27 protein-coding genes and 1 tRNA gene are annotated in these 24,138 nt (G+C 68.9%); 20 read left to right on the top strand and 8 right to left on the bottom strand.

The annotated features are described in order from the left end of the window. Positions 1 to 14 precede the first annotated feature (14 nt). Together BM349_RS10825 and BM349_RS10820 are read left to right on the top strand one after the other, a co-directional pair. A complete protein-coding gene (locus BM349_RS10825) occupies positions 15 to 2,081 on the top strand; it encodes a PTS fructose transporter subunit IIABC (protein WP_091707259.1) in 2,067 nt (688 codons plus the stop codon). Positions 2,082 to 2,147: 66 nt separating this feature from the next. Continuing rightward, entirely contained in the window at positions 2,148 to 2,420 is a 273-nt protein-coding gene (locus BM349_RS10820; RefSeq protein ID WP_091706850.1) for an HPr family phosphocarrier protein, read from the top strand. A 53-nt stretch (positions 2,421 to 2,473) separates the two neighbouring features. Here BM349_RS10820 and BM349_RS10815 read toward each other — a convergent pair whose 3' ends face one another. Both BM349_RS10815 and BM349_RS10810 read right to left on the bottom strand, forming a co-directional pair. Beyond that, positions 2,474 to 3,112, bottom strand: coding sequence for an MBL fold metallo-hydrolase (locus tag BM349_RS10815; protein WP_091706849.1), 639 nt, complete (start codon positions 3,110 to 3,112; stop codon positions 2,474 to 2,476). 59 nt (positions 3,113 to 3,171) lie between these two features. Further along, complete coding sequence (locus tag BM349_RS10810; RefSeq protein ID WP_091706848.1) at positions 3,172 to 3,645, bottom strand: hypothetical protein; 474 nt, start codon at positions 3,643 to 3,645, stop codon at positions 3,172 to 3,174. Between the two features lie 185 nt (positions 3,646 to 3,830). On the opposite strand from BM349_RS10810, the gene BM349_RS10805 reads away from it, so the two are divergent. The 5 genes from BM349_RS10805 (at position 3,831) to BM349_RS10790 (ending at position 6,470) form a co-directional block, all read left to right on the top strand. Then, positions 3,831 to 3,906, top strand: a tRNA-Glu gene (locus BM349_RS10805). A 131-nt stretch (positions 3,907 to 4,037) separates the two neighbouring features. Then, positions 4,038 to 4,547, top strand: a complete 510-nt coding sequence (locus tag BM349_RS10800; RefSeq protein WP_254773827.1) for a bleomycin resistance protein — start codon at positions 4,038 to 4,040, stop codon at positions 4,545 to 4,547. A gap of 48 nt (positions 4,548 to 4,595) precedes the next feature. Next, complete coding sequence (locus tag BM349_RS18945; protein ID WP_254773826.1) at positions 4,596 to 4,994, top strand: PNPOx family protein; 399 nt, start codon at positions 4,596 to 4,598, stop codon at positions 4,992 to 4,994. After that, positions 4,991 to 5,653 (top strand): SGNH/GDSL hydrolase family protein, encoded by a 663-nt coding sequence (locus BM349_RS10795; RefSeq protein WP_254773825.1) that lies wholly within the window; start codon positions 4,991 to 4,993, stop codon positions 5,651 to 5,653. Before BM349_RS18945 ends, BM349_RS10795 begins: the two co-directional genes overlap by 4 nt. Before the next feature lie 58 nt (positions 5,654 to 5,711). Further along, positions 5,712 to 6,470 (top strand): hypothetical protein, encoded by a 759-nt coding sequence (locus BM349_RS10790; protein ID WP_139230914.1) that lies wholly within the window; start codon positions 5,712 to 5,714, stop codon positions 6,468 to 6,470. Between the two features lie 16 nt (positions 6,471 to 6,486). On the opposite strand, the gene BM349_RS10785 is transcribed toward BM349_RS10790, so the two are convergent. Then, positions 6,487 to 7,515 carry an LLM class flavin-dependent oxidoreductase gene (locus tag BM349_RS10785; RefSeq protein ID WP_091706845.1) on the bottom strand — a complete coding sequence of 343 codons (1,029 nt, stop codon included), beginning with the start codon at positions 7,513 to 7,515 and terminating at the stop codon, positions 6,487 to 6,489. A 106-nt stretch (positions 7,516 to 7,621) separates the two neighbouring features. Here BM349_RS10785 and BM349_RS10780 point away from each other — a divergent pair, with 106 nt between their 5' ends. Both BM349_RS10780 and BM349_RS10775 read left to right on the top strand, forming a co-directional pair. After that, on the top strand, positions 7,622 to 8,473 hold the full coding sequence (locus BM349_RS10780) for a hypothetical protein (protein WP_139230913.1): 852 nt from the start codon (positions 7,622 to 7,624) through the stop codon (positions 8,471 to 8,473). Positions 8,474 to 8,492: 19 nt separating this feature from the next. After that, complete coding sequence (locus BM349_RS10775; RefSeq protein WP_175525267.1) at positions 8,493 to 9,146, top strand: hypothetical protein; 654 nt, start codon at positions 8,493 to 8,495, stop codon at positions 9,144 to 9,146. On the opposite strand, the gene BM349_RS10770 is transcribed toward BM349_RS10775, so the two are convergent. Then, on the bottom strand, positions 9,047 to 9,967 hold the full coding sequence (locus tag BM349_RS10770) for an aminoglycoside phosphotransferase family protein (protein ID WP_254773824.1): 921 nt from the start codon (positions 9,965 to 9,967) through the stop codon (positions 9,047 to 9,049). The genes BM349_RS10775 and BM349_RS10770 overlap by 100 nt on opposite strands. Before the next feature lie 60 nt (positions 9,968 to 10,027). Between BM349_RS10770 and BM349_RS10765 the strand changes: the two genes are divergently transcribed. Beyond that, a complete protein-coding gene (locus BM349_RS10765; RefSeq protein WP_254773823.1) occupies positions 10,028 to 10,606 on the top strand; it encodes a DnaJ family domain-containing protein in 579 nt (192 codons plus the stop codon). Positions 10,607 to 10,633: 27 nt separating this feature from the next. On the opposite strand, the gene BM349_RS10760 is transcribed toward BM349_RS10765, so the two are convergent. Then, a complete protein-coding gene (locus BM349_RS10760; protein WP_091706842.1) occupies positions 10,634 to 11,791 on the bottom strand; it encodes a DUF4349 domain-containing protein in 1,158 nt (385 codons plus the stop codon). Beyond that, complete coding sequence (locus tag BM349_RS10755; RefSeq protein ID WP_091706841.1) at positions 11,788 to 12,345, bottom strand: RNA polymerase sigma factor; 558 nt, start codon at positions 12,343 to 12,345, stop codon at positions 11,788 to 11,790. Before BM349_RS10755 ends, BM349_RS10760 begins: the two co-directional genes overlap by 4 nt. A gap of 263 nt (positions 12,346 to 12,608) precedes the next feature. Between BM349_RS10755 and BM349_RS10750 the strand changes: the two genes are divergently transcribed. From BM349_RS10750 to BM349_RS10715, 8 genes are all read left to right on the top strand, one after another. Then, a complete protein-coding gene (locus BM349_RS10750; RefSeq protein WP_091707256.1) occupies positions 12,609 to 13,616 on the top strand; it encodes a TerC family protein in 1,008 nt (335 codons plus the stop codon). An 81-nt stretch (positions 13,617 to 13,697) separates the two neighbouring features. Further along, positions 13,698 to 14,780, top strand: coding sequence for a fatty acid desaturase family protein (locus BM349_RS10745; protein WP_091706840.1), 1,083 nt, complete (start codon positions 13,698 to 13,700; stop codon positions 14,778 to 14,780). Positions 14,781 to 14,936: 156 nt separating this feature from the next. Continuing rightward, positions 14,937 to 16,382: a 3-isopropylmalate dehydratase large subunit gene (gene leuC, locus BM349_RS10740; protein WP_091706839.1), complete on the top strand. Its 1,446-nt coding sequence runs from the start codon at positions 14,937 to 14,939 to the stop codon at positions 16,380 to 16,382. Positions 16,383 to 16,384: 2 nt separating this feature from the next. Beyond that, positions 16,385 to 16,981: a 3-isopropylmalate dehydratase small subunit gene (leuD, locus tag BM349_RS10735; protein ID WP_091706838.1), complete on the top strand. Its 597-nt coding sequence runs from the start codon at positions 16,385 to 16,387 to the stop codon at positions 16,979 to 16,981. A gap of 91 nt (positions 16,982 to 17,072) precedes the next feature. Beyond that, positions 17,073 to 18,461 carry a UDP-N-acetylglucosamine 1-carboxyvinyltransferase gene (murA, locus tag BM349_RS10730; RefSeq protein ID WP_091706837.1) on the top strand — a complete coding sequence of 463 codons (1,389 nt, stop codon included), beginning with the start codon at positions 17,073 to 17,075 and terminating at the stop codon, positions 18,459 to 18,461. A gap of 5 nt (positions 18,462 to 18,466) precedes the next feature. Next, on the top strand, positions 18,467 to 19,252 hold the full coding sequence (locus BM349_RS10725) for a lysophospholipid acyltransferase family protein (RefSeq protein WP_091706836.1): 786 nt from the start codon (positions 18,467 to 18,469) through the stop codon (positions 19,250 to 19,252). Further along, entirely contained in the window at positions 19,242 to 20,375 is a 1,134-nt protein-coding gene (locus tag BM349_RS10720; RefSeq protein WP_091706835.1) for an NAD(P)H-dependent glycerol-3-phosphate dehydrogenase, read from the top strand. Before BM349_RS10725 ends, BM349_RS10720 begins: the two co-directional genes overlap by 11 nt. Further along, complete coding sequence (locus tag BM349_RS10715; protein WP_091706834.1) at positions 20,275 to 21,369, top strand: D-alanine--D-alanine ligase family protein; 1,095 nt, start codon at positions 20,275 to 20,277, stop codon at positions 21,367 to 21,369. Before BM349_RS10720 ends, BM349_RS10715 begins: the two co-directional genes overlap by 101 nt. Here BM349_RS10715 and BM349_RS10710 read toward each other — a convergent pair. Continuing rightward, complete coding sequence (locus BM349_RS10710; RefSeq protein ID WP_091706833.1) at positions 21,366 to 21,842, bottom strand: DUF3515 family protein; 477 nt, start codon at positions 21,840 to 21,842, stop codon at positions 21,366 to 21,368. The two genes, BM349_RS10715 and BM349_RS10710, sit on opposite strands and share 4 nt — an antisense overlap. 48 nt (positions 21,843 to 21,890) lie before the next feature. On the opposite strand from BM349_RS10710, the gene thiL reads away from it, so the two are divergent. Beyond that, complete coding sequence (thiL, locus tag BM349_RS10705; RefSeq protein WP_091706832.1) at positions 21,891 to 22,886, top strand: thiamine-phosphate kinase; 996 nt, start codon at positions 21,891 to 21,893, stop codon at positions 22,884 to 22,886. Positions 22,887 to 22,889: 3 nt separating this feature from the next. Here the strand turns inward: thiL and rsmD are convergent, their stop codons facing one another. Beyond that, a complete protein-coding gene (gene rsmD, locus BM349_RS10700) occupies positions 22,890 to 23,456 on the bottom strand; it encodes a 16S rRNA (guanine(966)-N(2))-methyltransferase RsmD (protein ID WP_091706831.1) in 567 nt (188 codons plus the stop codon). A 52-nt stretch (positions 23,457 to 23,508) separates the two neighbouring features. Between rsmD and BM349_RS18760 the strand changes: the two genes are divergently transcribed. Then, positions 23,509 to 24,105, top strand: a complete 597-nt coding sequence (locus BM349_RS18760; protein ID WP_091706830.1) for a hypothetical protein — start codon at positions 23,509 to 23,511, stop codon at positions 24,103 to 24,105. Positions 24,106 to 24,138: the final 33 nt, after the last annotated feature.

The raw sequence follows: 24,138 nt of genomic DNA, 5'->3' as shown, positions 1-24,138 counted from the left end.
CATTGGAGGTCATCGTGTCCCAGACCATCACTCCCGAGCTGGTGTCCCTCGACACCGCGCTCGGCGCCGACAAGGCGGCGGTGATCCGAGCTCTCGCCGCACGCGTCGCGCAGCAGGGTCGCGCCACCGACGCCGAGGCGCTCTTCGCAGACGCGTGGGCCCGTGAGCAGAAGGACGAGACCGGCCTGCCCGGCGGCATCGCGATTCCGCACGCGAAGAGCCCCGCCGTCACGGAGGCCTCACTCGCGTTCGCTCGTCTGAAGCCCGGAGTCGAGTTCGGAGCACCGGACGGCCCCGCCGACCTGGTGTTCCTGATCGCCGCACCCGAGGGCGCAGCCGAAGCCCACCTCGCCGTGCTCTCCAAGCTCGCCCGCAGCCTCATGCAGGACGACTTCACCGCCGGGCTGCGTGCGGCCACGACCGCCGACGAGGTCGTCGCGATCGTGCGCAACGCGATCGGCGAGGGCGACGCCACCGCGGCGCCCGCAGCGGCGGCCGCGGCTGCAGCACCGGCCGCGGCAGCCGCCTCGGACGCGCTGAGCATCGACGGCCACCCCGCCCGGATCGTCGCGGTCACCGCGTGTGCGACCGGCATCGCCCACACGTTCATGGCTGCCGACGCGCTGACGGCGGCCGGCAAGAAGGCCGGCATCGACCTCGTCGTCGAGCCGCAGGGCTCGAGCGGCTACCAGGCGCTGCCGAACGACGTCATCGCGAACGCGGATGCCGTGATCTTCGCCACTGATGTGGACGTGCGCGAGCCCGGCCGCTTCGCAGGCAAGCCGGTCGCGCGCTCGGGTGTAAAGCGCGGGATCGAGCAGCCCGATGCGCTGATCGCGGAGGCGATCGCGGCCGCGAAGGACCCGAACGGGCAGCGGGTCTCGGGATCCGCGACCGCTGCCGTCGCCACGGCTGTCGCATCGGTCTCGTGGGGTGCGCGCATCCAGCGCATCCTGCTGACCGGTGTCAGCTACATGATCCCGTTCGTCGCGGGCGGCGGTCTGCTGATCGCGCTCGGATTCCTGCTCGGCGGCTATCTCGTCACTGAGAATGCCGCGACCGTCATCGTCCAGAACTCCCTCTGGGATCTGCCGACGGAGAACATCACCTCCAGCTACGGACCACTCGGCCAGTACCTGGGCTCGGTGTTCTTCATGATCGGCGCGACGTCGATGGGCTTCCTCGTTCCTGCGCTGGCCGGGTACATCGCCTTCGCGATCGCCGACCGACCCGGCATCGCGCCGGGCTTCGTCGCGGGTGCGGTCGCCGTGCTCATGAACTCGGGCTTCATCGGCGGCATCGTCGGCGGTCTGCTCGCAGGTGTGGTGGCCTGGTGGCTCGGACGCCTGCCGGCTCCGCGCTGGCTTCGCAGCCTGATGCCGGTCGTGATCATCCCGCTGGTCGGGTCGATCATCGCCTCGGGCCTGCTGGTGCTGTTCCTCGGCAAGCCGATCGCGACCTTCATGACCTGGCTGACCGACTGGCTCACGAGCCTCACCGAGTCCGGTGGCTCCGCCATCGCGCTCGGCGTGATCCTGGGTCTCATGATGTGCTTCGACCTGGGCGGCCCGGTCAACAAGGTGGCGTACTCGTTCGCGGTCGCCGGGCTGGCCGCCGGCTCGGCCGACAACCCCGCTCCGCTGCTGATCATGGGCGCCGTGATGTGCGCCGGCATGGTTCCGCCGCTCGCGATGGCGCTGGCCTCCACTGTCCTGGCCCGGAAGCTCTTCACGCCCGTCGAGCGGGAGAACGGCAAGGCGGCCTGGCTGCTCGGTGCGTCGTTCATCTCCGAGGGTGCCATCCCGTTCGCCGCGGCCGACCCGCTCCGGGTCATCCCCGCGTCGCTCGTCGGCGGCGCCGTCACCGGTGCGCTGTGCATGATCTTCCAGGTGGCCTCGTACGCACCGCACGGCGGCATCTTCGTCCTGTTCGCGATCAACCCCATCTGGGGCTTCCTCGTCGCCCTCGCGGCCGGCGTCGTGGTCTCCGCTCTGTGTGTGGTGGCCGCGAAGCGCTACATCGCACCGAAGGAGCTCGCCGAGGCCGAGGAGAACCTCGAAGTCGCCGCCGTTCCGGCGTAACCCTCGCACCCGCATGCCGAATGCGGAATGCTGGAGTCAGCCGTCTTCTACGAAAGGCAAGTAACCATGGCAGAACGTCAGGCAACCATCGCGAGCAGCTCCGGCCTGCACGCACGGCCCGCGAAGCTCTTCGTGCAGGCCGTTCAGGAGAAGAAGATCCCCGTGACCATCGCGGTCGAAGGGGGTCCGGACCTCAACGCGGGCAGCATCCTCTCGCTGATGGGTCTCGGAGCCTCCAATGGCACCGTCGTGACCCTCAAGGCTGAGGGCGAGGGTTCGGAGCAGGCGCTCGACGAGCTCGTCGCGCTGCTGGAGACGGACCTCGACGCCGTCGAATAGCACGAGAACACGGATGCCGCGGACCCTCGGGTTCGCGGCATCCGTGTTTCTCGTCAGAGATCGATCGAGTCCCCGGGCTCGAGTTCGAGGAACTCGCCGCCGTCCTTCTCCGTCGCCCAGCGCAGCCGCGCTCGATGCATCGTGCGGCCGATGACGGACAGTCCCATGTCGTGCGTGCCGAAGGCCTGGCGCGGAGCGACGGCGACGACGAAGTCCATGGCCTCGCCGATGTGGAGCCACGGTGCGCCGAGCGGCGCCGCGAGGAGCTTGACGTCGACTCCCTTCGGCACCGCGTACGAGTCGCCCGGGTAGTACAGCTCGTCGTTCACGAGCACTCCGACGTTGTCGATGACGGGGATCGTCTCGTGGATGATCGCGTGAGTGCCGCCGAAGAACCGAAGCGTGAACGGCACGACCGTGACCGTGTCACCCGCGTTCACCACCGTGATCGCGTACCCGGCGGCGGCCTTCGCGACGCCTTCGGGTGCGAAGATCGGGATGTCGGGGGAGTGCTTGAGCAGGCGATCCAGATGATCGGGCGTCCAGTGGTCGGGGTGCTCATGGGTGAGCACGATCGCGACGACGTCGCCGGCCTCCAGGAGCGGGTCGGTGAAGGATCCGGGATCGATGACGAGGGTCTTCCCGGACTCGACGACGGTGAGCGCGGCGTGTTCGTGCTTGGTGACTCGCATTGTCCGAGTCAACCCCGGCGGCAGACGGCGTGCAACCGCTTGACTTCAGCGGCCGATGCCTAGGGGAACAGCAGATCGGTCGACGACCACGAGCAGTACATGACCAGGTGCGTCCGGTACTGGACGAAGCGCGGCGTGGACTGCGCGGCGTCCGTGTACCCGTCGGCGCTGCCGCCGGGTTCGACGCACGTCGGCGCCGATCCGTACCAGGTCGTCGGTCTGGTCGGTGCGGTCCAGCTCCAGTCGTATCCGCCGCCCTCGGGGTCGGCGCTGTAGGACGGCGCCGTCTCGAAGTAGCAGACGAGGTGCCGCTTTCCGGCACTGTCGCGGATGGCGTAGTTCGGCGTGAACAGCGTCGCGGGGATGCCGCTCAACAGGCCCCCGACGTAGCAGGAGTTCTCTCCTGCGGAGCCGAGGTCGGTCAGCTCGGCGCCGCCGGTGTGGTCGGCCCAGGCCGGAATGCTCCCGCCGATGGTGAGGGCGCCGGCGACGGCGATTCCGATAACGGTGTTGCGGGTGATGCGCTTGATCATGGTGCTTCCAATCTCTCGGGACTGGAGCTAGATGGATCGAGACATCGCTCCTTCAGCGTCTCGCGCAACAGTGTGCCGCACATGCCTCGCGACGCGCCAGATGGGTCTTCGTCAAGGCTCGGCGGGAGGCCGCGCTGATTTGTCGGGATGCGGCGCTCATGGCATAATCGAACGGTTGCGTAAGCGGCCCCATCGTATAGCGGCCTAGTACGCCGCCCTCTCACGGCGGTAACGCGGGTTCGAATCCCGCTGGGGTCACCAACGAGAAATGCCCGTCCGAATGGACGGGCATTTCTCGTTGATGCGCGATCGCGGCTGTTCGGGGGAGCGGTGGTGCGAATCGCCGTCGGGTCGGACAATGGCGGTATGAGCTCGCGGGTGGACGACGCACGATGACCAAGCGCGACGGAACCGAGGAGCCCGGGGGCGCGGACGAGGTCGCCGCGGCGCGCGACGCGCTGGGTGGCCGGCACGATCCGCTCGACGGTCGCGTCGATACCGCCGGCGTGAGCCATTCGCATCTGCTCGATCGGGCTGTGCCGAACCTCCCATCGCGCGACTTCGACGGCACGATCGCGTTCTACGGAGGATTCGGCTTCGTGATCTCGTACCGCGACGGCGGGTGGCTCATCATCCGTCGCGGTGGCGTGGTGCTGGAGTTCTTCCTCGCTCCGGAGTTCGATCCGTACGAGAGCTGGTTCATGGCCAGCATCCGCGTCAGCGACCTCGATGAGCTCTACGAGGCGGTGAGAGCGAGCGGCGTGCCCGAATTGACCGTCGGCATCCCGCGCCTCACGCCGGTCGCGCTGCAGGAATGGGGGCAGCGAGCGGGCTACCTGATCGATCTCGACGGAACCCAGCTGCACCTCATCGAAGACGACGGCCAGGCACGGGCTGGGTGAATCCGCAAGGGCTGCGCCGATCGGCGCGCGCAGGAGCATGCTGGTGACATGACCGAGCCGAAGCGCACATCCGGCGTGGCGAAGACCCTCCAGCGGGTGAGCCAGCCGGTCGCCCTGGCGATGGCCGGCCATCGGTGGCTACCGATCTGGGCGGTCATCCACCACCGCGGGCGAAGCAGCGGCACGCAGTATCGGACGCCGATCGCCATCATCCCCACGAATGACAGGAACATCGTCCTGATCGGGCTGCCGTGGGGGGTGAAGACCAACTGGGCGCTCAATGTGGTCGCCGCAGGAGGGGCGAGCCTCACATGGAAGGGGGGCGAGCACCAGGCGGTGGACCCGCGCATCATCGAGCCGATCGAAGCCTCCGTGCTGGCAAGGCCGTTCTTCCGATTCGTCGTGCGCCGCATGCCTGGTGCGATCGCACTCACGCGCGCCTCGTGACGCTCCCCGCCCGTCCGCTCGTTCGGACGATCGCCTTGATCGGGTCCATCGCGCTCCTGCTGACCGCGTGTGCTCCAGCGAGTGGGACCGCGTCCGAAGACCGGCCGCTCGTCGCGTTCTACGGCGACTCGTACACGCTGGGGACCGGGGCATCCGACCCGTCGGAGCGCTGGTCGACCCGCATCTCGGAGAGCCGTGGGTGGCGCGAATTCAACCCGAGCAGGAATGGGCTCGGCTTCGTCAACAACCGGGACGCGCTGCGGGCCGACCTTCCCGGGCAGATCATCGATGCCGATCCCGACATCGTCATCATCACCATGGGTCTGAACGACGTGTTCAGCTACGACCGGGTCGGTGAGGGCATGCGCGAGCAGATCGAGGACGACTTCGATCGGCTCCGCACCGCGCTGCCGGACGCGGCATTCGTCGTCGTCGAGCCGTTCTGGTACACCGCCGAGCGGCCGGACTCGTTGGAGGTGATCATCGAGTGGGTGCGGGATGCGGCTGACGACATCGGCGCCGAGTACGTGCCGGGCGCCTCCTCCTGGATCCAGGGTCGACGGGGCGAGATGGCGGCCGACGGGCTGCACCCGAACGACGAGGGCTACGACCTGATCACGCAGCGGATTGATGCCGCGCTCCGCGAGCTGGGACTCTGAGCGGCGGCGCTCCCGCACCGCATCCCCACGACGACGCTTCATGCGGGATGATCGAGGCGTGTACCCCGCTTCCTCGTCCGACTCGGAGGTCGGTGGCCCGAGTGGCCACACCTACGGTGCTGCGATCGTCCCGGCCGACGAGCTGACCGCGGACGAACTGCAGGGCGTGCTGAGCGAGATCCGGTTCTCGGGGTGGATCGCACCGGCCGAGGACGGCTGGTGCGTCGTGCTCGGCGACCCCGGAGGCGGTGTGGTCGCAGACGGGAGACGCGGAATCATTGAGGTCGCCGAGGTCATCGCGGCACGGGTGACCGGCCCGGTCCTCGCGGTGCGTGTCCTGCACGACCGCCAGCTGGCGCTCGTCGCGTGGCATGAGGGCGAGGAGGTCGCGCGCTATTGCAGCGACCCGTCACGCGAACCCGGTGCCCGCAAGGATGTCCTCTCCGAGCCGATCGGAGCGGAGAGCGCCGCTGTGTTCGCCGAGCTCTGGAAGCGGCCCGATGACGCCGAGAAGCTCACCGAGCTGCTCGAGGACGAGATCGACCCGGACAGCGTCTACGAGTCCGAGCGCGTCGGCAAGACGCTGCGGATGCTGGGACTGCCCGCCTGGATCGTGGCCGCGGGCGCCGGACCCCGGTCGATGCCGACGGGTCCGAAGGCGTCCGAGCTCGTGCATCTTCGCGCCGGTCTGCCCGGCGTCGCCGGCCGCAGCCGCGACGCCCTGGTGCGCCCGATCCGGCGCCGGCAGATCCCGCCGCCGGTGATCGAGGATCCGCCCAGCGGCAGCGGCATGGACGCCGAGTCCTGGATGTTCTGAGCTTCGAGCAGAACGACTATCCGCGCGTGCCGACCCAGCCGAGCGAGGGCGCCACGTACTTCGCGAACGATTCGACGACGCGCAGGTTGAACTCGACGCCGAGCTGACTCGGGATCGTGAGCATGAGCGTGTCGGCGCTGCGGATCGCGGCATCCTGCTGGAGCTGCTCGACGAGCACATCCGGGGCTGCGGCGTACGTCTTGCCGAACGTCGAGCGGATGCCGTCGATCACACCGATCTGGTCGCCGTCCTGGCGGCCGCCGAAGTACATCTGCTCCTCCGCGGTCGTGATGGGGAAGATCGACCGGCTCACCGATGTGCGCGGCGTGCCCGCGTGCCCGGCCGCGCGCCATGCCTCGCGGAAGACCTCGAGCTGCTGCGCCTGCAGCTCGTCGAACGGCTCGCCGCTTGCCTCGGTGAGCAGTGTCGAGGACATGAGGTTGACGCCCACGGAGCCCGCCCACGCGGCGGACTCGCTGTTGCCGGCGCCCCACCAGATCCGCGAGCGCAGACCGGGGGAGTGCGGCTCAATCCCCTGCATGCCGGTGCCGCCTCCGAATGGACTGTGCGCATCCCTCTCGGCCATGCCTTCGCCCTCGATCGCGCGCAGGAACGTCGCGAAGTGCTCGCGGGCGATGTCGGCCCCGCGCGGATCCTCCGAGCCGGTGTACCCGAACGCCTCGTATCCCCGGACGACGGACTCGGGCGAACCGCGGCTGACGCCGAGCGCGAGCCGCCCGTCGCTGATCAGGTCGACAGCCGCTGCCTCCTCGGCGAGGTAAAGCGGATTCTCGTACCGCATGTCGATCACGCCGGTTCCGACCTCGATGCGCTCGGTGCGCGCGGCGATGGCAGCCAGCAGTGGCATCGGCGAGGACTGCTGTCGCGCGAAGTGGTGCACGCGGAAGTACGTGCCGTCGACGCCGAGGTCGTCCATCCCCTGGGCGAGATCGATGGCCTGCCTCATCGAGTCGCCGGCGGTCAGCATGCGTCCCCCGCCGAGGGGTCCGTAGTGGCCGAAGGAGAGTGTTCCGAAGCGCTGCATACTGACTCTCAACCTACGGCGCGCCGACGTATTCCGGTGAATGCGGTTCAAGGCCCGCTCGACCGCTCGGTTGACGGGCATCGCCGTCTGGGCAATCGTTTCGAGCATGACCACGCGTGCGCAGACCACATCGCTGCAGCGCACCTACCGGTATCTGCGGATCGCGGTGACCGGGACGGTCGTGGTGATCTTCGTGGCCGTGGGGGTGACCATCCCCATCGTCGGCGTGCTGCCGTCGCTGAGCCACTACTACTACACTCCCGCGAACACCCTGTTCGTGGGCGCGCTGATCACGGTCGGGGTGTGCCTGTTCGCACTCTCGGGGCGCGGACCGGAGCGCGTGCTGCTGGACGTCGCGGCGATCCTGATCCCCCTCGTCGCGATCGTGCCGACGGTGATCTCGCCCGGATGGATCGTCGGTGTGCGGGTCGGCTGCGTCGGGGCGTGCGTGCCCGCGGCGTACGATGCCGCCGTCGATGTCGGAGTCGCGACGTACCTGATCATCGGTGCGATCGTGCTGGTCGTGGCCTCGACGCTGATCGTCGTGGGGGAGGTGGAGCGGGAGGGCGGCATCCTGTCGCTGGTGATCGGCGCCGTCCTGCTGATCGCGGTGGGACTGACGTGGTGGCTGTGGCGCGAGGTCTTCCTGCAGTGGACCCACTTCGTGGCAGCGATCGGCTTCTTCGGCGTCATCGCCGCGGTCGCGATGGTCAACGCCTTCTGGCCCACCCGTCGGCGCCGGCCCACACGGATGCTCAAGGTCGCCTATGCCGTGATCGCGATCGCCCTCACGCTCGATGTCGTCGCCCTGCCGCTGTTCGGCAGCCTGCGCATCGGACCGTTCTACTGGGTGTTCATCGGCGAGGTGATCGCGCTCCTGCTCTTCCTCGCCTTCTGGATGCTGCAATCGATCCAATTCTGGAGCTCGGTGGATCCGGATGCGGTCACGCAGCCGTGACGTGCGCTAGCTTCGCGGCATGACCGAGAACACCGAGTCCGCCGCAGTCTCCGAGGGCCGCCGCCGCGACATCCCGCTCGCCGTGATCTCCGTGGGCATGGCCGCGGTCGTGTGGTGGCCGGCGTTCACCCTCGGCGCGTGGGGCACGCTGTTCTTCGACACGCTGCTGACCCTCTGGGTCGCCTCCACGGCCGCCTTCGTCTTCGTGCTCGTCGAGCGCCGGCCAGTGGGGGCCCGCCTCGGACGCGCCTTCCTGCTGCTCCTGCCGTCGGTCTGGCTCGTCTTCAGCTTCATCGACTTCAACGCCACCGACTTCGTCACGTTCGTCGTCAGCGCGATCGCCCTGCTGATCGTCCTCATCGCGAGCCCGTTGACCGTGTGGGTGCTGGCCCGCATCATGTGGCCCGACTTCGGCGAGAACTCGACGCGCCGTCAGCGCTGGCTCATCTTGGGCGTCGTCCTGGGCATCGGCGTCGCCGCGTTCGTGCTCGGTCTCAACCAGGCGCGCTTCCTCACGTGCGAGGACTTCACGATCAGCGGCAACTCCGAGCCGCCGGGCTGCGTCCACGAGGATCAGTCGGCTGAGACGAGCGCTCCGAGCTCCTCGTCCGCCATCAGCCGCGCAACGGTGCTGCGCCCGAGCTCGGCCATCGTCGGGTTGGTGTCGGCGTAGTACCAGATCAGCCCCATCGCCTGCTGGAGCGCCCAGCCGGCACCGCGAAACCACTCGACCCGACCGCTGCCGAGCCGATCGCGAAGCGCGGCGCGGGGCCCGTCGTCGAGCAGGTGCCAGCCGGCGACCAGATCCAGCGCCGGATCAGCCGGACAGTACCCGCCCCCGTCCAGGACGCCGACCAGCCGACCATCGCCGACCAGCAGGTTCGCGGGGATCAGGTCGCGATGCGACATGACGAGGGTGTCGGCATACGGCAGTTCGCGCAGCCGCGCCCACAGCGCCCCGATGCGGTCCACGTCGACCAGACCCGTGCTGCGGCGCAGGCACTCCGCCACCCACTCGTCGCCATCGCGCAGCACGCCGCCACGCCCTTCGCCCGAGAAGACACGGCCCGCGACATCGGCATCGCGCATCGCCTGGATCAGCCTGACGAGGTCCTCGGCGAATTCGAGTGAGCCCGACAGCCCACGAGGACTCGCGATCTCACCCGGCACCCAGGTCTGAACGCTCCACGGCAGCGGGTACCCGTGCCCTCCGCTGCAGATCATCAGGGGCCGCGGGGCGGGGAACGGGCACACCCGCCGGAATTCCCCGAGGGCTGCGGCCTCGCGCTCGAGGTGCGACTCGACCTCGGCCGCGTCCAGCCCCTGCAGCGGGAACCGCGCCGTGAGGTCGTCTCCGATGCGGAAGATCGCGTTCACGGTTCCAGACCCGGCCAACGCTGTCACCGGCAGGTCCCGGCACTCGGGAAGCTGCTCCACGATGAGCCGCCGCGCGATCCCGAGGTCGATGTGGAGCTGATCGTCGTGCATCCTCATCCGCCCGACGCTACCAACGCCACTGGCGTTTAGCCTTGACGTAGACGCGTGGAGGTGAGCGTGGCGGAGGACAGCCGGGATGCAGCGATGCGGTACCGCCTGCGCAAGGCGGCGATCGCGCGCGGCGAGGAGCCTCCCGAGGACGACGACCCCGCGGCGTCCCGCATCTGGTCCGAGGTGGAGCGAGCTGCGATCGTCGAGGTCTCGATCGAGCAGGCCATCCGACGGGGCGACTTCGACGATCTTCCGGGGGCGGGCAAGCCGATCCCCGGTCTCGGCGCCTCGAACGACCCGGACTGGTGGATCCGGCGCAAGATCGAGCGGGAGCGCCTGACAGGTCTCGGGCCGCCGGCACTCACGCTGCGCACCGAGTACGCGTCGCTCGAGGACAGGCTCGATGAGCTGCGGACGCGGAACGAGGTCCGCGAATACCTCGAGGACTTCAACCACCGCGTGATCGAGGCCCGCCGTCAGCTGCTCGGCGGACCCCCGGTCGTCACACCGACGGTCGAGGTGCAGGAGTGGGTGGACGGGTGGCAGGAACGCCGGGATGCGGCATCCCGACGTGTCGCGGAGGCGCACGCGTCGGACGGACGGCGTCCGCCGAGCTGGCGGTTCTGGCGCGTCGACCGCGCCTGAACCCGCCGCCCGACGCGTGATCGAGGACTAGTCGGTGCCCTGGTCGCTCTCGGATGCGTCCGCCTTGCCCGCCGACTGCCGGCGGCTGCGGCCGCGCTGGACGAGCGCGACGACGGCCCACACGATCAGACCCGCGACGGCGAGGACCAGGATCCAGGGGATCAGGAACCCGATCGCGATCACGATGCCGTTGAGCGTCGCGACCAGCCCGTTCCAGCCCGCAGCGAGACCGTCGCTGAACCCGGCGGGATTGGCCTCGACGGTCTCGACCGGCTCGGTCAGCGTCACCGTCAGCGTAGACATCGCGACCTGCTCGTCGTAGTACTTCAGCTGCTGCTGGTACGACTCGAGCGTCGCCTGGCGCTCGGCGAGCGCGGACTCGGCGGCGATCAGATCGGAGAGGCTGCCGGCCTGGGTCATGAGCTGCGTCAGGCGGTCCACGGACGCCTGTGCGGCATCCACGCGTGCCTCGAGATCGAGGGTCACCTCGGTGACGTCCTGCCGGTTCACCGATGACGCGGTGACCTCGCCGAGCCCCGACAGCTGGTCGACGAGGGACTGCAGGCCGTCGGCGGGAACGCGGACCGTGATCCACGCGCCGTCGGGCGTGTACGGATACGGCATCGTGCTGTCGTAGACCATCCCCGTGGTGGGGTCCACCGGAATCACCTGGCCGGACTGGCCGATGCTCATGGACTCGACGTACCCGTCGCGCGACTGCGCGGCATCCGTGATCACCACGACGGCGTCCGAGATGTCGTCGACGACGACGGTCGCCGTCGCGGTCGTGATGATGTCGCGGTCGGGTGCCGCGACCGCGCTGTCGGCGGCGATGCCCGACGACTTGTCGGTCTCGGCGAGGCCCTCGCTCATGGCATTCGGGTCCGCGACGCCGCCCGCGGCCGAGTCCTCGATCGGCGCCGACGGGCCGATCGCCGACTCGTCCGACGAGGCACCGCCGACCAGACCGCCGACGCTCGGTGCGATCACCGCGGCCACGACGATCACCGCCGCGGCTGCGCCGCTCACCGCCCACACTCCGGTGCGGCGCTTGCGCCGCGAGGTGCGCTCGCGCCCGATCTCGGCGAACAGCGAGTCCTCGATCTCGTCGATGCGCGCGTCGCTGAGCTCCGGCAGCGGCTCAGGCAGCTCGCGCGAGGTGTCTGCGTGCTCTTCGGTGTTCATGTGCTCTCCTTGGCTACGGTCCGCAGTCGCGTGCGGATGCGGGAGAGACGATTGCGGACGACTCCGTGCGCGATGCCGAGCTCTTCGGCAGCGGCCTGATAGGCGTACCCCTCGGTCGCGCACAGACGGAAGATGTCGCGGTCGAGCGGGCTCAGGCCTTCCACTTCCCGCAGGATCCGGTCGGCGAATTCCGTGTCGATCACCTGCTGCTCGACGTTCACAGTCGACGGGATGCTGTCATCCACGGCAGCGGCCGTGTTCTCGCGGTCGCGTCGCTGGGTGCGGATGCGGTTGGCCGCCTGGAAGCGGCACACGGTCACCAGCCACGGAAGCAGCGATTCGCCGGCGAGTTCGAGGCCGGGCAGCTTGCGCCACGCGACCAGGAACGTCTCCTGCGTCACATCCTCCGCGTCCGAGGCATTTCCCACGAGCCTGTGCGCGAGCCAGTACACCGGCCGCACGTACGCCCGGTAGAGCGTGCGGAACGCGTGCTCGCTCCCACTCGCAGCCTGCGCCACGAGGGTCGCGTCATCCGTCGCCGCCTGCTCGACCATGCCCGATCCCTTCTCCGCCGACCCGTGAGCCGATGGAGCCTCATTGTCTCTCACCCCGTAAGTGTCACGTCAGGGCGGATCGTCTCAGCCTGTATCCTGGGGGAGCGAGAGGGAGTATCCCGTCATCGCGTGTCCGTCATCACGGGAGCCATCGCCGCATCCCCGGGCACGCACCACGGCAGGCCGGTCACGGTCTCCGCGGGGGAGAGACTTTCGGGAATCCACCGACCCCCGCCCTCTCCGTGAAAGGCCCACCTTTGGACCTGCAACTCCCGCTCTGGTTCGAGATCGGCTCGCTCATCGTGCTGACCCTGATCCTCGCCGCCGACCTGCTCCTGATCCTGAAGCGCCCGCACATCCCCTCGACGAGGGAATCGACGCTGTGGGTCGTGTTCTACGTCGTCCTCGCGCTGATCTTCGCAGGACTCATGTGGATCTTCGCCGGGCCGGAGTATGCCGGGCAGTTCGTCGCCGGCTGGCTCACCGAGTACAGCCTGTCGATCGACAACCTCTTCGTCTTCGTCCTGATCATGAGCCAGTTCGCGGTGCCGCGGCGGTACCAGCAGGAAGTGCTGATGGTCGGCATCATCATCGCGCTGATCCTGCGCGGTGCGTTCATCCTCATCGGCGCCGCCGCGATCGAGCAGTTCAGCTGGGTGTTCTACATCTTCGGAGCGTTCCTGGTCTGGACGGCATACCGGCAGGCCTTCCCCGGCGGCGATCATGACGAAGAGGTCAAGCGCGAGAACTTCATCGTGCGCCTGCTGCGCCGCACGATCGACATCAGCGACCACTACGACGGCGCGAAGCTGCGCACCGTCGTGGACGGCAAGAAGATCTTCACGCCGATGATCATCGTCTTCGCCGCGATCGGGGTCACCGATCTCCTCTTCGCCATCGACTCGATCCCCGCGATCTTCGGCATCACGACGAGTCCGTTCATCGTCTTCACGGCGAACATCTTCGCGCTGATGGGACTGCGCCAGCTGTACTTCCTGCTGGGCGACCTGCTCGACCGCCTGCGCTACCTGCACTACGGCATCGCGTTCATCCTCGCCTTCATCGGGCTCAAGCTCGTCTTCCACGCGATGCACGTCAACGAGCTGCCGTTCATCAACGGCGGCGAGCCCATCGAATGGGCGCCCGAGATCTCCACCTGGATGTCACTCGGCGTGATCATCCTCTCGATGACGGTCGCCACGGTCGCGAGCCTGATCGCGTCGGCGCGTGACAAGCGCAGAGCCGCTGCGGAGCTGCCCGGGAACCTGTGAGTCGCTCAGGTTCGAGGAGTAGCTTCTGACTTGAGCGGGCTGGTCTGTGTCCGCCGTAGGAAGCGACCCTAGGAGGTCGTGATGTCTCCTGGCATTATTTCCACCAAGAAGCCCCAGACCCCGGCTCACACAGGCAGCGATTTCACCGAGCTCGCCGCGATGGTTCGCGGATCAGGTCTGATGAGACGCCGCTACGGGTACTACTGGACCAAGCTCGTCGCGGTCCCGGTCGTGCTCACCTCCGCCGTGCTCGCCTTCATCTGGATCGGCGACACGTGGTGGCAGCTGTTCACCGCCGTGGGGTTCGCGATCCTGTTCACCCAGATCGCGATGCTCGGCCATGACGCCGCCCACCGGCAGATCTTCGTGTCGGGTCGGTGGAACGACTGGATCAGCCTCATCCTGGGCGATCTGTTCGTCGGCATGAGCTACGGCTGGTGGCGGCACAAGCACACGCGCCATCATGCGAACCCGAACAAGATCGACGTCGATCCCGACATCGATCTGCCGGTGATCTCGTTCACGCCGGAGCAGGCGCGCGCGCCCCGCGCACCGGTCCCGCAGTGGCTGGTCGCACACCAGGGTCTCTTCTTCTTCCCGATCCTCCTGCTGGAGGGCTTGTCGCTGCACGCGTCGGGCGTGCGACGGGTCGTCTCGCGCGAGAAGCTCGAGCGGCGCTGGGTGGAGATCGGGTTCCTCTCGCTGCGGCTGGTCGGCTTCATCACACTGGTCTTCCTCGTGCTCTCGCCCGGGATCGCGGTCGTGTTCCTGGCGGTGCAGCTGGGCATCTTCGGCGTGTACATGGGCATGGTCTTCGCGCCCAACCACAAAGGGATGCCGCTCGTGCCGAAGGACGCCAAGCTCGACTTCCTCACCCGTCAGGTGGCGATGAGCCGCAACGTCCGGGGGACGTGGGCGCTGGATGTCGCGATGGGCGGCCTGAACTACCAGATCGAGCACCACCTGTTCCCGTCGATGCCCCGCCCGCACCTGCGCCGCGCGGCGCCCATGGTCGCCGAGTATTGCGCCCGCCAAGGGGTGCCCTATACCGTGACCGGGCTGCTCGAGTCGTACGGCATCGTGATCCGGTACATCAACCGCGTCGGCCTCGGCGAGCGCGACCCGTTCGCATGCCCGCTGGTCGAGCAGCGCCAGACGATCTAGGAGGCCCCTGGCAACGGCATCCGGAGCCGGTGGTATTCTGAGGCCGTGCGGATCGCTCTCCTTCTCCTTAGCGGCCGCGGCGAGTCCTAGTTCTCAGGCCTTCCTCGTCGCGGAGTTCGTCACGGGCTTGATCCCCTTTCCTGGAGAACGAGACACATGACCACCGAAATCCCCGATTCCCCGCGCACCCTCGCCGAGAAGGTGTGGGACGACCACCTCGTCGTCAAGGGCGAGAACGGCGAGCCCGACCTCATCTACATCGACCTGCACCTCGTGCACGAGGTCACCAGCCCGCAGGCCTTCGACGGACTGCGCGCCGAGGGCAGGCCGCTGCGCCGCCTCGACCTGACGATCGCGACCGAGGATCACAACACCCCGACGCTCGACATCGACAAGCCGATCGCGGACCTGACCAGCCGCACGCAGATCGAGACCCTGCGTCGAAACGCCGACGAGTTCGGCGTCCGCCTGCACTCCCTCGGCGACAAGGAGCAGGGCATCGTCCATGTGGTCGGTCCGCAGCTCGGACTCACGATGCCCGGCATCACGGTCGTGTGCGGCGACTCGCACACCTCGACGCACGGTGCATTCGGCGCGATGGCGTTCGGCATCGGCACGAGCGAGGTCGAGCACGTCATGGCGACGCAGACGCTCCCGCTCAAGCCGTTCAAGACCATGGCGATCACCGTCGAGGGCACGCTCAAGCCCGGGGTGACCGCGAAGGACATCATCCTCGCCGTCATCGCGAAGATCGGCACCGGCGGCGGGCAGGGCTACGTGCTCGAGTTCCGCGGCAGCGCCATCCGCGCACTCTCGATGGAGGGGCGCATGACGATCTGCAACATGTCGATCGAAGCGGGCGCGCGCGCCGGGATGGTCGCGCCCGACGAGACCACGTTCGCGTACCTGGAGGGCAGGCCGCACGCCCCGAAGGGACAGGACTGGGAGGATGCGGTCGCCTACTGGCGCACGCTGCCGACCGACGAGGGCGCGGTCTACGACGCCGAGGTGTACCTGGATGCGAACGAGCTCGAGCCGTTCGTCACGTGGGGGACCAACCCCGGCCAGGGCGTGTCGCTCAGCGAGGTCGTGCCATCGCCGGACGACTACGCCGACCCCAACGACAGGGCCGCCGCCGAGCGCGCCCTGGAGTACATGGCGCTGACCCCCGGCACCCCGCTGAAGGACGTCGCGGTGGATGCCGTCTTCATGGGCTCGTGCACCAACAGCCGCATCGAGGATCTCCGGGCGTTCGCATCGATCGTCAAGGGACGCAAGAAGGCCGACAACGTGCGCGTCATGGTCGTGCCCGGCTCGGCCCGCGTGCGGCTCGAAGCCGAGGCTGAGGGTCTGGACAAGGTGTTCACCGAGTTCGGCGCGGAGTGGCGGTTCGCCGGCTGCTCGATGTGCCTGGGCATGAACCCCGACCAGCTCGCGCCCGGGGAGCGCTGCGCATCGACGTCGAACCGCAACTTCGAAGGCCGCCAGGGCAAGGGCGGGCGCACCCACCTCGTCTCACCGCTCGTCGCCGCCGCGACAGCGGTGCGGGGCACGCTCTCCAGTCCCAGCGATCTGCCCGCACTGGCGAAGGTCGAGGCCTGATCGTGGAGAAGTTCATCACCCACACCGGCATCGCGGTGCCGTTCAAGCGCTCGAACGTCGACACGGACCAGATCATCCCGGCGGTCTATCTCAAGCGGGTCACCAAGACCGGCTTCGAGGACGCGCTGTTCGCCGCCTGGCGGCAGGATCCGGACTTCGTGCTCAACCAGCCCGCCTACGAAGGTGCCAGCATCCTCGTCGCCGGGCCTGATTTCGGCACCGGGTCGAGCCGCGAGCACGCGGTCTGGGCACTGCGCGACTACGGGTTCGCGGTCGTGCTCAGCCCCAAGTTCGCCGACATCTTCCGCGGCAACTCCGGCAAGCAGGGGCTGCTCACCGGTGTGATCTCCGACGACGATCTGGAACGCATCTGGGCCGCACTCGACGCCGATCCCGGCACGCGGATGACCGTCGATCTCGAGCGCCGGGTCGCCTCTGTCGCGGACTTCGAGGTGCCTTTCGAGATCGATGATTACACTAGGTGGCGGCTTCTCGAAGGGCTCGACGACATCGGGCTCACCCTGCGGAACGAAGACAAGATTTCGCAGTTCGAGGCTCGCCGAGAGGCGTGGCGGCCGCGGACGCTTCCTGTTCCCTAGACTCAGGCGGTTCCGTAGCCCCGGCTATCCGCTCCACGAAAGCGGACTGCTGACAGCCGTTCCCTCGAAGACACAAGTGAGGTTCCACCGGATGAAGACGCTCCTAGGCGAGGGTGCTCGATCGCAAGACGAGGCACGATCGAAGGCAGGAGAGCAGCAGTTGTCCGGAGAAACACTCGCGATCCGCGGCGGCCGGCCGCTCAGCGGCCGGGTCGAAGTGAAGGGCGCGAAGAACCTCGCCACGAAGGCGATGGTCGCGGCCCTCCTGGGCGAGACGACGAGCGTGCTGCGCGATGTGCCCGACATCAGCGATGTCGAGGTCGTCCGCTCGCTGCTCGAGGTGCACGGGGTCCGTGTCGAGGACGGCGACGAAGCGGGCTCGCTGATCTTCGATCCGAGCGGAGCGGTGTCTGCGCACTTCGAGGAGATCGACGCGCACGCCGGTGCATCCCGCATCCCGATCCTGTTCTGCGGCCCCCTCCTGCACCTCCTCGGCGAGGCGCTCATCCCCGACCTCGGCGGCTGCCGGATCGGCGATCGCCCGATCAACTTCCACATGGACGCGCTGCGCGCGTTCGGCGCGATCGTCGACAAGACCTACGAGGGCATCCGCATCACCGCCCCCAACGGGCTCACCGGCGCGAAGATCGAGCTGCCCTACCCGAGCGTCGGCGCCACCGAGCAGGTGCTGCTCACGGCCGTGAAGGCGAAGGGCATCACCGAGCTGCGCGGCGCCGCGATCGAGCCCGAGATCATGGACCTGATCGCCGTGCTCCAGAAGATGGGCGCGATCATCTCGTACGAGCCCAACCGGGTGATCCTGATCGAGGGCGTCGACAAGCTCCGCGGCTACGACCACCGGTGCATCTTCGACCGCAACGAAGCCGCGTCCTGGGCGTGCGCGGCGCTGGCGACCGACGGCGACATCTTCGTCGGCGGCGCGAAGCAGCAGGAGATGCTCACCTTCCTCAACGTGTACCGCAAGGCGGGCGGCGAGTTCGACATCCACGAGGACGGCATCCGCTTCCGCCGCGGTGGCGCGCTCAAGCCGGTCGTCGTCGAGACGGACGTGCACCCGGGGTTCATGACCGACTGGCAGCAGCCGCTCATCGTGGCACTCACCCAGGCGGAGGGCCGTTCGATCGTGCACGAGACGGTGTACGAGAACCGGCTCGGCTTCACCGAGGCGCTCGTGCAGATGGGGGCCGACATCGTCGTGCACCCCGAGGGCATCGCGAGCCCCGACCGGCGCGTCCCGCGTCGGGCGCTCGAACAGGCGGCCGTCATCAACGGGCCGACCCCGCTCCACGGCGCCGATGTCGTGGTGCCCGACCTGCGCGGCGGCTACAGCTACCTGATCGCCGCCCTCGCGGCCGAGGGCGAGTCGATCGTGCGGAACGTGGGCATCATCCGTCGCGGCTACGAGAAGCTGTTCACGAAGCTCGACGCACTCGGCGCGGACTTCGACGTCATCGGATAGCGGTCGTGGCGACAACCTCGCCTCGACCGCCCGCGTCCAGGCTTCCCAGCAATCCGGAGAAATCCCGCCCGAGCGTCTTCTGGCCGCTCGCGGCGATCGTCATCCCGTTGACCGGGCTGTTCGCCAAGATCGAGATCATCGACGGGCACAAGCTCCCTCGCGAGGGCGCCTACGTGCTCGCGCCGACGCATTCCACCGAGTTCGACCCGCTGATCGTCGCGGTCGCCGTGTGGCGGATGGGCCGGGCGCCGCGATTCATGGCGAAGGAGAGTCTGTTCAAGGTTCCGGTGCTGGGCTGGGCGCTGCGTGCCACGGGGATGGTGCCGGTCGCACGATCCTCATCAGCGGCCGCGGCCCGCCAGACGATCGAGCAGTCCGAGGTGCTCGTGGAGCACGGGCGCGGCGTCATCGTCTACCCCGAGGGGACGCTGACGCGCGACCCCGACCTGTGGCCGATGCGCGGCAAGACCGGCGCCGTCCGGCTCGCCCTCGCCGACGGCATCCCGCTCATCCCGATGGCACATTGGGGCGCGCAGGACATCCTGCCCCGCTACGGCAAGCTCAGCTTCTGGCCCCTGCGCCGACCGGTCAAGGTCATCGTCGGCGACCCCGTGGACATCTCGGAGTTCGGTGCCGGGAACGCTCAGCCGGCTGCCCTCGTCGCCGGAACCGACCGACTCATGAACGCGCTCGCACAGCTCCTCTCGCAGCTGCGCGGCGAGCCGGCACCCGAGAAGCGCTGGAATCCTGCCGAGCACGGGCAGAGGGAGACAGGTCGCCTTGAGCCGTAAGGATGCCGGGCTGCCCCGCGTCGCCGTGATCGGCGCCGGCAGCTGGGGCACGACGTTCGGCAAGATCCTCGCCGACGGCGGCGCGCATGTGACGATGTGGGCACGGCGGCCCGAGCTGGCTCACGAGATCAACGAGGCCAAGCGCAACAGCGAGTATCTGCCGGGCATCAACCTGCCGCGCGAGATGTACGCGACCCACCACCTGTCCGAAGCGCTCGACGGTGCGGAGCAGGTCTACCTCTCGATCCCGAGCCAGGCGGTGCGGCAGAACCTCAAGGCCGTCAGGGCGCTCGTGACCAAGACCGATGCCCCGATCGTCTCGCTCATGAAGGGCGTGGAGCGCCGCAGCGGCCTGCGGATGAGCCAGGTCATCGAGCAGGAGCTGCACTGCGACCCCTCGCGCATCGCCGTCGCCTCCGGCCCCAACCTCGCTCTGGAGATCGCCCGCGAGCAGCCGACCGCCGCGGTGATCTCCTCGACGAGCCAGGAGACCGCCGATGCGGTCGCCCGCCGGGCGCGCAACCGGTACTTCCGCACCTTCGTGAACACCGATGTCATCGGCACCGAGTTCGGCGGTGTGCTGAAGAACCTGATCGCCGTCGCGATCGGCATCGTCGACGGCGTCGGCTACGGCGAGAACACGAAGGCTTCGATCATCACGCGCGGGCTCGTGGAGATGACCGACTTCGCGGTGGCCCAGGGGGCACAGGTCGAGACCCTGCAGGGTCTCGCCGGCCTCGGCGACCTCATCGCGACCTGCCAGTCGCCCCTCAGCCGCAACAACACGGCGGGCAGGCTGCTCGGCCAGGGCTACAGCTTCCAGGATGTCGTGAAGCAGATGAACCAGACCGCGGAGGGTCTGGCATCCGTCGCGCCCGTCCTGCAGCTGGCGCGCGAGGCGGGCATCGCGATGCCGATCGTCGAGCAGGTCAAGATGGTGCTGGACGGAACGATGGACCCGCGTGAGATCGCACCACACCTCACGACGGATGACGATGAGCCCCAGGGCGAGAGGACTCAGAATGGACAGGCCGGTGGTGGTGGTGCTCTTTGGAGGTCGCTCCAGCGAACACTCGATCAGTTCCGCAACGGCGGGCGGCGTCCTTCGCGCGATCAGCCGTGACCGCTACGGGGTGATTCCCGTCGGGATCACCCGAGAGGGCGTCTTCGTGCTCGAGGACGACGATCCCGACAAGTTCGCGCTCGACGCCGAAAGGCTTCCCGAGGTCGTCGACAACGGCACTCGGATCCTGTGGCCGGAGGGCGGAGGGGATCGCGCGCTGCGGGTCCGACGTGCCGACGGGACGATCGGTGAACTCGGAACCGTCGACGTGGTGCTGCCCATCCTGCACGGCGTGCACGGCGAGGACGGCACGGTGCAGGGCTTCCTCGACACGCTCGAGCTGCCGTACGCGGGCGGCGGCGTGCTGGATTCGGCCCTGTGCATGGACAAGCACTTCATGAAGATCGTGCTGCAGGCGGCCGGAGTCCCGGTGTCGCCGTGGGTCACGGTGACGCGCGCGGGGTGGGCTCGCGACGCCGACGGAGTGCGAACGGATGCCGAGGCCCTCGGCCTGCCGATGTTCGTCAAGCCCGCGCGCGCCGGCTCGAGCGTCGGCGTCTCGAAGGTCGCGGACCCGTCCGAGCTCGGTGCGGCCCTGGAGATCGCGTTCGCCGAAGACGACAAGGTGCTCGTCGAGAGTGCGATCGTCGGCCGAGAGATCGAGGTCGCGATCCTGGAAGGCCGTGACGGCGCACGCTCGCGCGCGTCTCTCCCGGGCGAGATCGTGCTCACCACGCGCGAGTTCTACGATTTCGAGGGCAAGTATCTCGGCGGCGACGGTGCGGAGGTCGTGTGCCCGGCCGATCTGACCGATGCCGAGATCGCCCGCATCCAGGAGCTCGGCATCCGCGCCTTCGAAGCGGTGGACGGCCGGGGACTCGCGCGGGTGGACTTCTTCCTCGGACCGGATGAGCTGTACGTCAACGAGCTGAACACGATGCCGGGGTTCACCCCGATCTCGATGTTCCCGAAGTGCTGGATCGCATCGGGCATGACCTACCCCGAGCTGATCTCGGAGCTGATCGACACCGCGCTCGAGCGGGCGGCCGCTTAGTTCTCTGAACCCGACTCCGTGCACACCGAGCCGTCGGTCGGCAGCACCGAGACGATCTGCGAGAGCCGGTCGAGCACCTGGGCGCTGGAGACGACATCGTTGTCGAGGTAGATCTCCACCGCGGGAACGCGACCGAACGTCGTGACCCGATAGCGAGGGGCATCGGACTCGTCGATCACCCAGTCCACGCCGTTCACGCTCTGGCAGGGGAGGGTCGTCGGCCCGAGCGTCGGCACGCCGCAGGTGAGGATGACGGATGCCGGATCCCCCCACGCCCCCGTCGCCTGCGCGTCCGTCCAGCGTCGCGGCTGCCCGTCGACCGAGTCGGGCAGGCGCACCGTGACATCCGCGCAGGCCGGATCGTTCGCGTCCTGCGCGGGCTGGAGCGACACGGTTGACGTGCACCCGGTCAGCAGCGCCCCGGCCAGCAGGAGCGCGGCCGCGGCGGCGAGAGCGGCGGGTCGGCGGGGCACCTCTTCAGGCTACCCGCGGCGCCGCCGGCGGGACGCTACCGTTGTCGGGTGACCGCGCCCGCCGAAGACCCGACCGTGGGGGAGTCGTCGGAGGGTGCAGTGCTCGGCCGCATCCTGGCGAGGCTCGGCGCGTCGCACGCGCTCGTCGGCCCGGGAGACGACGCCGCCGTGATCGCGGCACCGGACGGCCGGGTGGTCGCGACGACCGACACCCTCGTGCACGGCCCCGACTTCCGTCTGGCGTGGTCGAGCGGGTTCGATCTCGGCTGGAAGGCCGCCTCCGTCAACCTCGCGGACATCGCAGCGATGGGCGCGCGCCCGACTGCGCTGCTGGTCGCCCTCGCGACGCCGAACGGCACGCGGCTGTCGTTCCTCGAGCACCTCGCCGATGGTCTTCGCGCCGCGTGCGATGCGCTCGCTCCGGGGTGCGCGGTCGAGGGCGGTGACTTGACGGTGTCCGACACGCTCACGATCGCCGTCACCGCGCTCGGATCGCTCGAGGGTCGGGCTCCCGTGCTGCGCAGCGGCGCGCGAGCGGGCGATGTGCTCGCCGTCGCGGGGGAGCTCGGAGCAGCGGGGCGCGGACTCGCGATCCTGTTCGATCGATTCCGCGATGCCGCCGCCGAGCCCGTTCCCGTCGATCCCGATCGGCTCACGCCTGCGGAACAGGCCGCAGTCGCCGCCCAGCTGCGGCCGGTGCCGCCCATCGCCCTCGGCGCGGTCGCGGCACAGGCGGGGGCGACGGCGATGATGGATGTCTCCGACGGACTCGTCCTGGATGCTTCGCGACTGGCGTCGGCGTCCGGGGTGACGGTCGACCTCGGCGCGTCGTCGCTCGGGCCGGACCTTCCGGCCGCGCTCACCGGCGGCGAGGACCACGCACTGCTGGCGGCGTTCGGGCCGGGGGTCGAGCTGCCCCGCGGGTTCCGGGTGATCGGCCGGGTCGTCGGCCGCTCATCGCATCCCGTGCTCGTCGACGGCGCACCCCACGACGGTCGCGCGGGCTGGGACCCGTACCGCGACTGGGACGCGCACAGCGGGTAGTCGCTACCGCTCGGTGACTCGCATCCACCACAGCGCGGTGTCGCCGTACTTCTTGTCGCGGACGTGCTCGAGCCCATCGGGCGCTGCCGGCCGCGGCGACCGCGCCGCGCGTTCGACGATGATGGTCGCGCCGGGAGCGAGCGACGGCAGCAGCAGCGCCAGCGCGTGGGTGAGCTCGCCCTCGTCCAGGTCGTAGGGCGGGTCCAGGAACACGACGTCGAACGGGCCGCGTGCTCCACCCAGGAACGCCGACACCGGACTCCGGTGCACCCGGATCACCGCATCCCGGCCCACCGACTTTGCGACCTTCGCGGCATTCCGCTCGACGATCGCGGCCGCGCGCGGGGACTTCTCGACAAGATCGGCGGATGCCGCGCCCCGGCTGACCGCCTCGAGTCCGAGCGCGCCCGAACCGGCGTACAGGTCGAGCACCGCCGCGCCCTGGAGGGCCTCGGCCGATTCCAGCGCCCCGAACAGGGACTCTCTGACGCGGTCGCTCGTGGGACGTGTTCCGGCGTCGGGGACCTCGAGGGTGATCGATCCGGCGCGTCCGGCGATGATCCGTGTCACGTCCTCACCCTATGCTCGGGAACATCGACAGTTGAGAGAATCGGAAACGACGATGAGCCGCACCGCCGCCCGCACCCTGTCCACCCTCGCGTTCGCGACCGTCCTGGCCGCCGCCCTGGCCGGCTGCGGTGGCGGCGGCGGAACCCCCACGGCGTCGCCGACGACGAAGCCGACGCCCACCCAGACCGCGACGCCCACGCCGACACCCACCCCGACGCCGACCGAGACGGTCGCGCCGGCGAACCTGCCCACCGACTGCAACACCCTCGCGACACCCGCAGTGCGGGAGGAGGCCATCGGAGACCTGACCCTGCAGAGCGACGGTGTCGGCTTCGTCCGGCCCGCGCCCGAGAACGCCACCCTCGTGCTCGGGTGCGACTGGATCGTCGGCGACTCGACGGGAATGCTGCTGCTCATCAGCACTGCGACGCCGGATGCGGCCGCCGCAGCGGTCGCGACCCTCCCCGCGATGGGCTACGCCTGCGGCGTATCCGACGACTTCGGTGCGAACTTCTGCCAGCTTGCGGGCGACGGGCCCGACACCGAGGAGATCATCATCACCCGTGACGGGGTCTGGATCTATCTGTCCACCTCCAACCGCAACGGCCGGGCATTCCTCTCCGATATCGCGACCGGGATCTGGGGATGACCGACCTCGACGGAGCAGCGGATTCCGTCCACC

This window comes from Microbacterium sp. cf046 (genome assembly GCF_900114345.1).
GTDB lineage: Bacteria > Actinomycetota > Actinomycetes > Actinomycetales > Microbacteriaceae > Microbacterium.
This window is presented reverse-complemented; position numbering and strand designations above follow the sequence as displayed.

Bases quoted from the DNA above. Each gene is read 5' to 3' on its own strand.
- BM349_RS10760 (WP_091706842.1), bottom strand. From the start codon at position 11,791: ATGAACACCGAAGAGCACGCAGACACCTCGCGCGAGCTGCCTGAGCCG.
- BM349_RS10715 (WP_091706834.1), top strand. From the start codon at position 20,275: ATGGACAGGCCGGTGGTGGTGGTGCTCTTTGGAGGTCGCTCCAGCGAA.
- BM349_RS10755 (WP_091706841.1), bottom strand. From the start codon at position 12,345: ATGGTCGAGCAGGCGGCGACGGATGACGCGACCCTCGTGGCGCAGGCT.
- murA (WP_091706837.1), top strand. From the start codon at position 17,073: ATGAAGACGCTCCTAGGCGAGGGTGCTCGATCGCAAGACGAGGCACGA.
- BM349_RS18760 (WP_091706830.1), top strand. From the start codon at position 23,509: ATGAGCCGCACCGCCGCCCGCACCCTGTCCACCCTCGCGTTCGCGACC.
- BM349_RS10775 (WP_175525267.1), top strand. From the start codon at position 8,493: ATGACCGAGAACACCGAGTCCGCCGCAGTCTCCGAGGGCCGCCGCCGC.
- BM349_RS10785 (WP_091706845.1), bottom strand. From the start codon at position 7,515: ATGCAGCGCTTCGGAACACTCTCCTTCGGCCACTACGGACCCCTCGGC.
- BM349_RS10815 (WP_091706849.1), bottom strand. From the start codon at position 3,112: ATGCGAGTCACCAAGCACGAACACGCCGCGCTCACCGTCGTCGAGTCC.
- BM349_RS18945 (WP_254773826.1), top strand. From the start codon at position 4,596: ATGACCGAGCCGAAGCGCACATCCGGCGTGGCGAAGACCCTCCAGCGG.
- BM349_RS10800 (WP_254773827.1), top strand. From the start codon at position 4,038: ATGACCAAGCGCGACGGAACCGAGGAGCCCGGGGGCGCGGACGAGGTC.
- BM349_RS10810 (WP_091706848.1), bottom strand. From the start codon at position 3,645: ATGATCAAGCGCATCACCCGCAACACCGTTATCGGAATCGCCGTCGCC.
- BM349_RS10820 (WP_091706850.1), top strand. From the start codon at position 2,148: ATGGCAGAACGTCAGGCAACCATCGCGAGCAGCTCCGGCCTGCACGCA.
- BM349_RS10745 (WP_091706840.1), top strand. From the start codon at position 13,698: ATGTCTCCTGGCATTATTTCCACCAAGAAGCCCCAGACCCCGGCTCAC.
- BM349_RS10770 (WP_254773824.1), bottom strand. From the start codon at position 9,967: ATGAGGATGCACGACGATCAGCTCCACATCGACCTCGGGATCGCGCGG.
- BM349_RS10780 (WP_139230913.1), top strand. From the start codon at position 7,622: ATGACCACGCGTGCGCAGACCACATCGCTGCAGCGCACCTACCGGTAT.
- leuC (WP_091706839.1), top strand. From the start codon at position 14,937: ATGACCACCGAAATCCCCGATTCCCCGCGCACCCTCGCCGAGAAGGTG.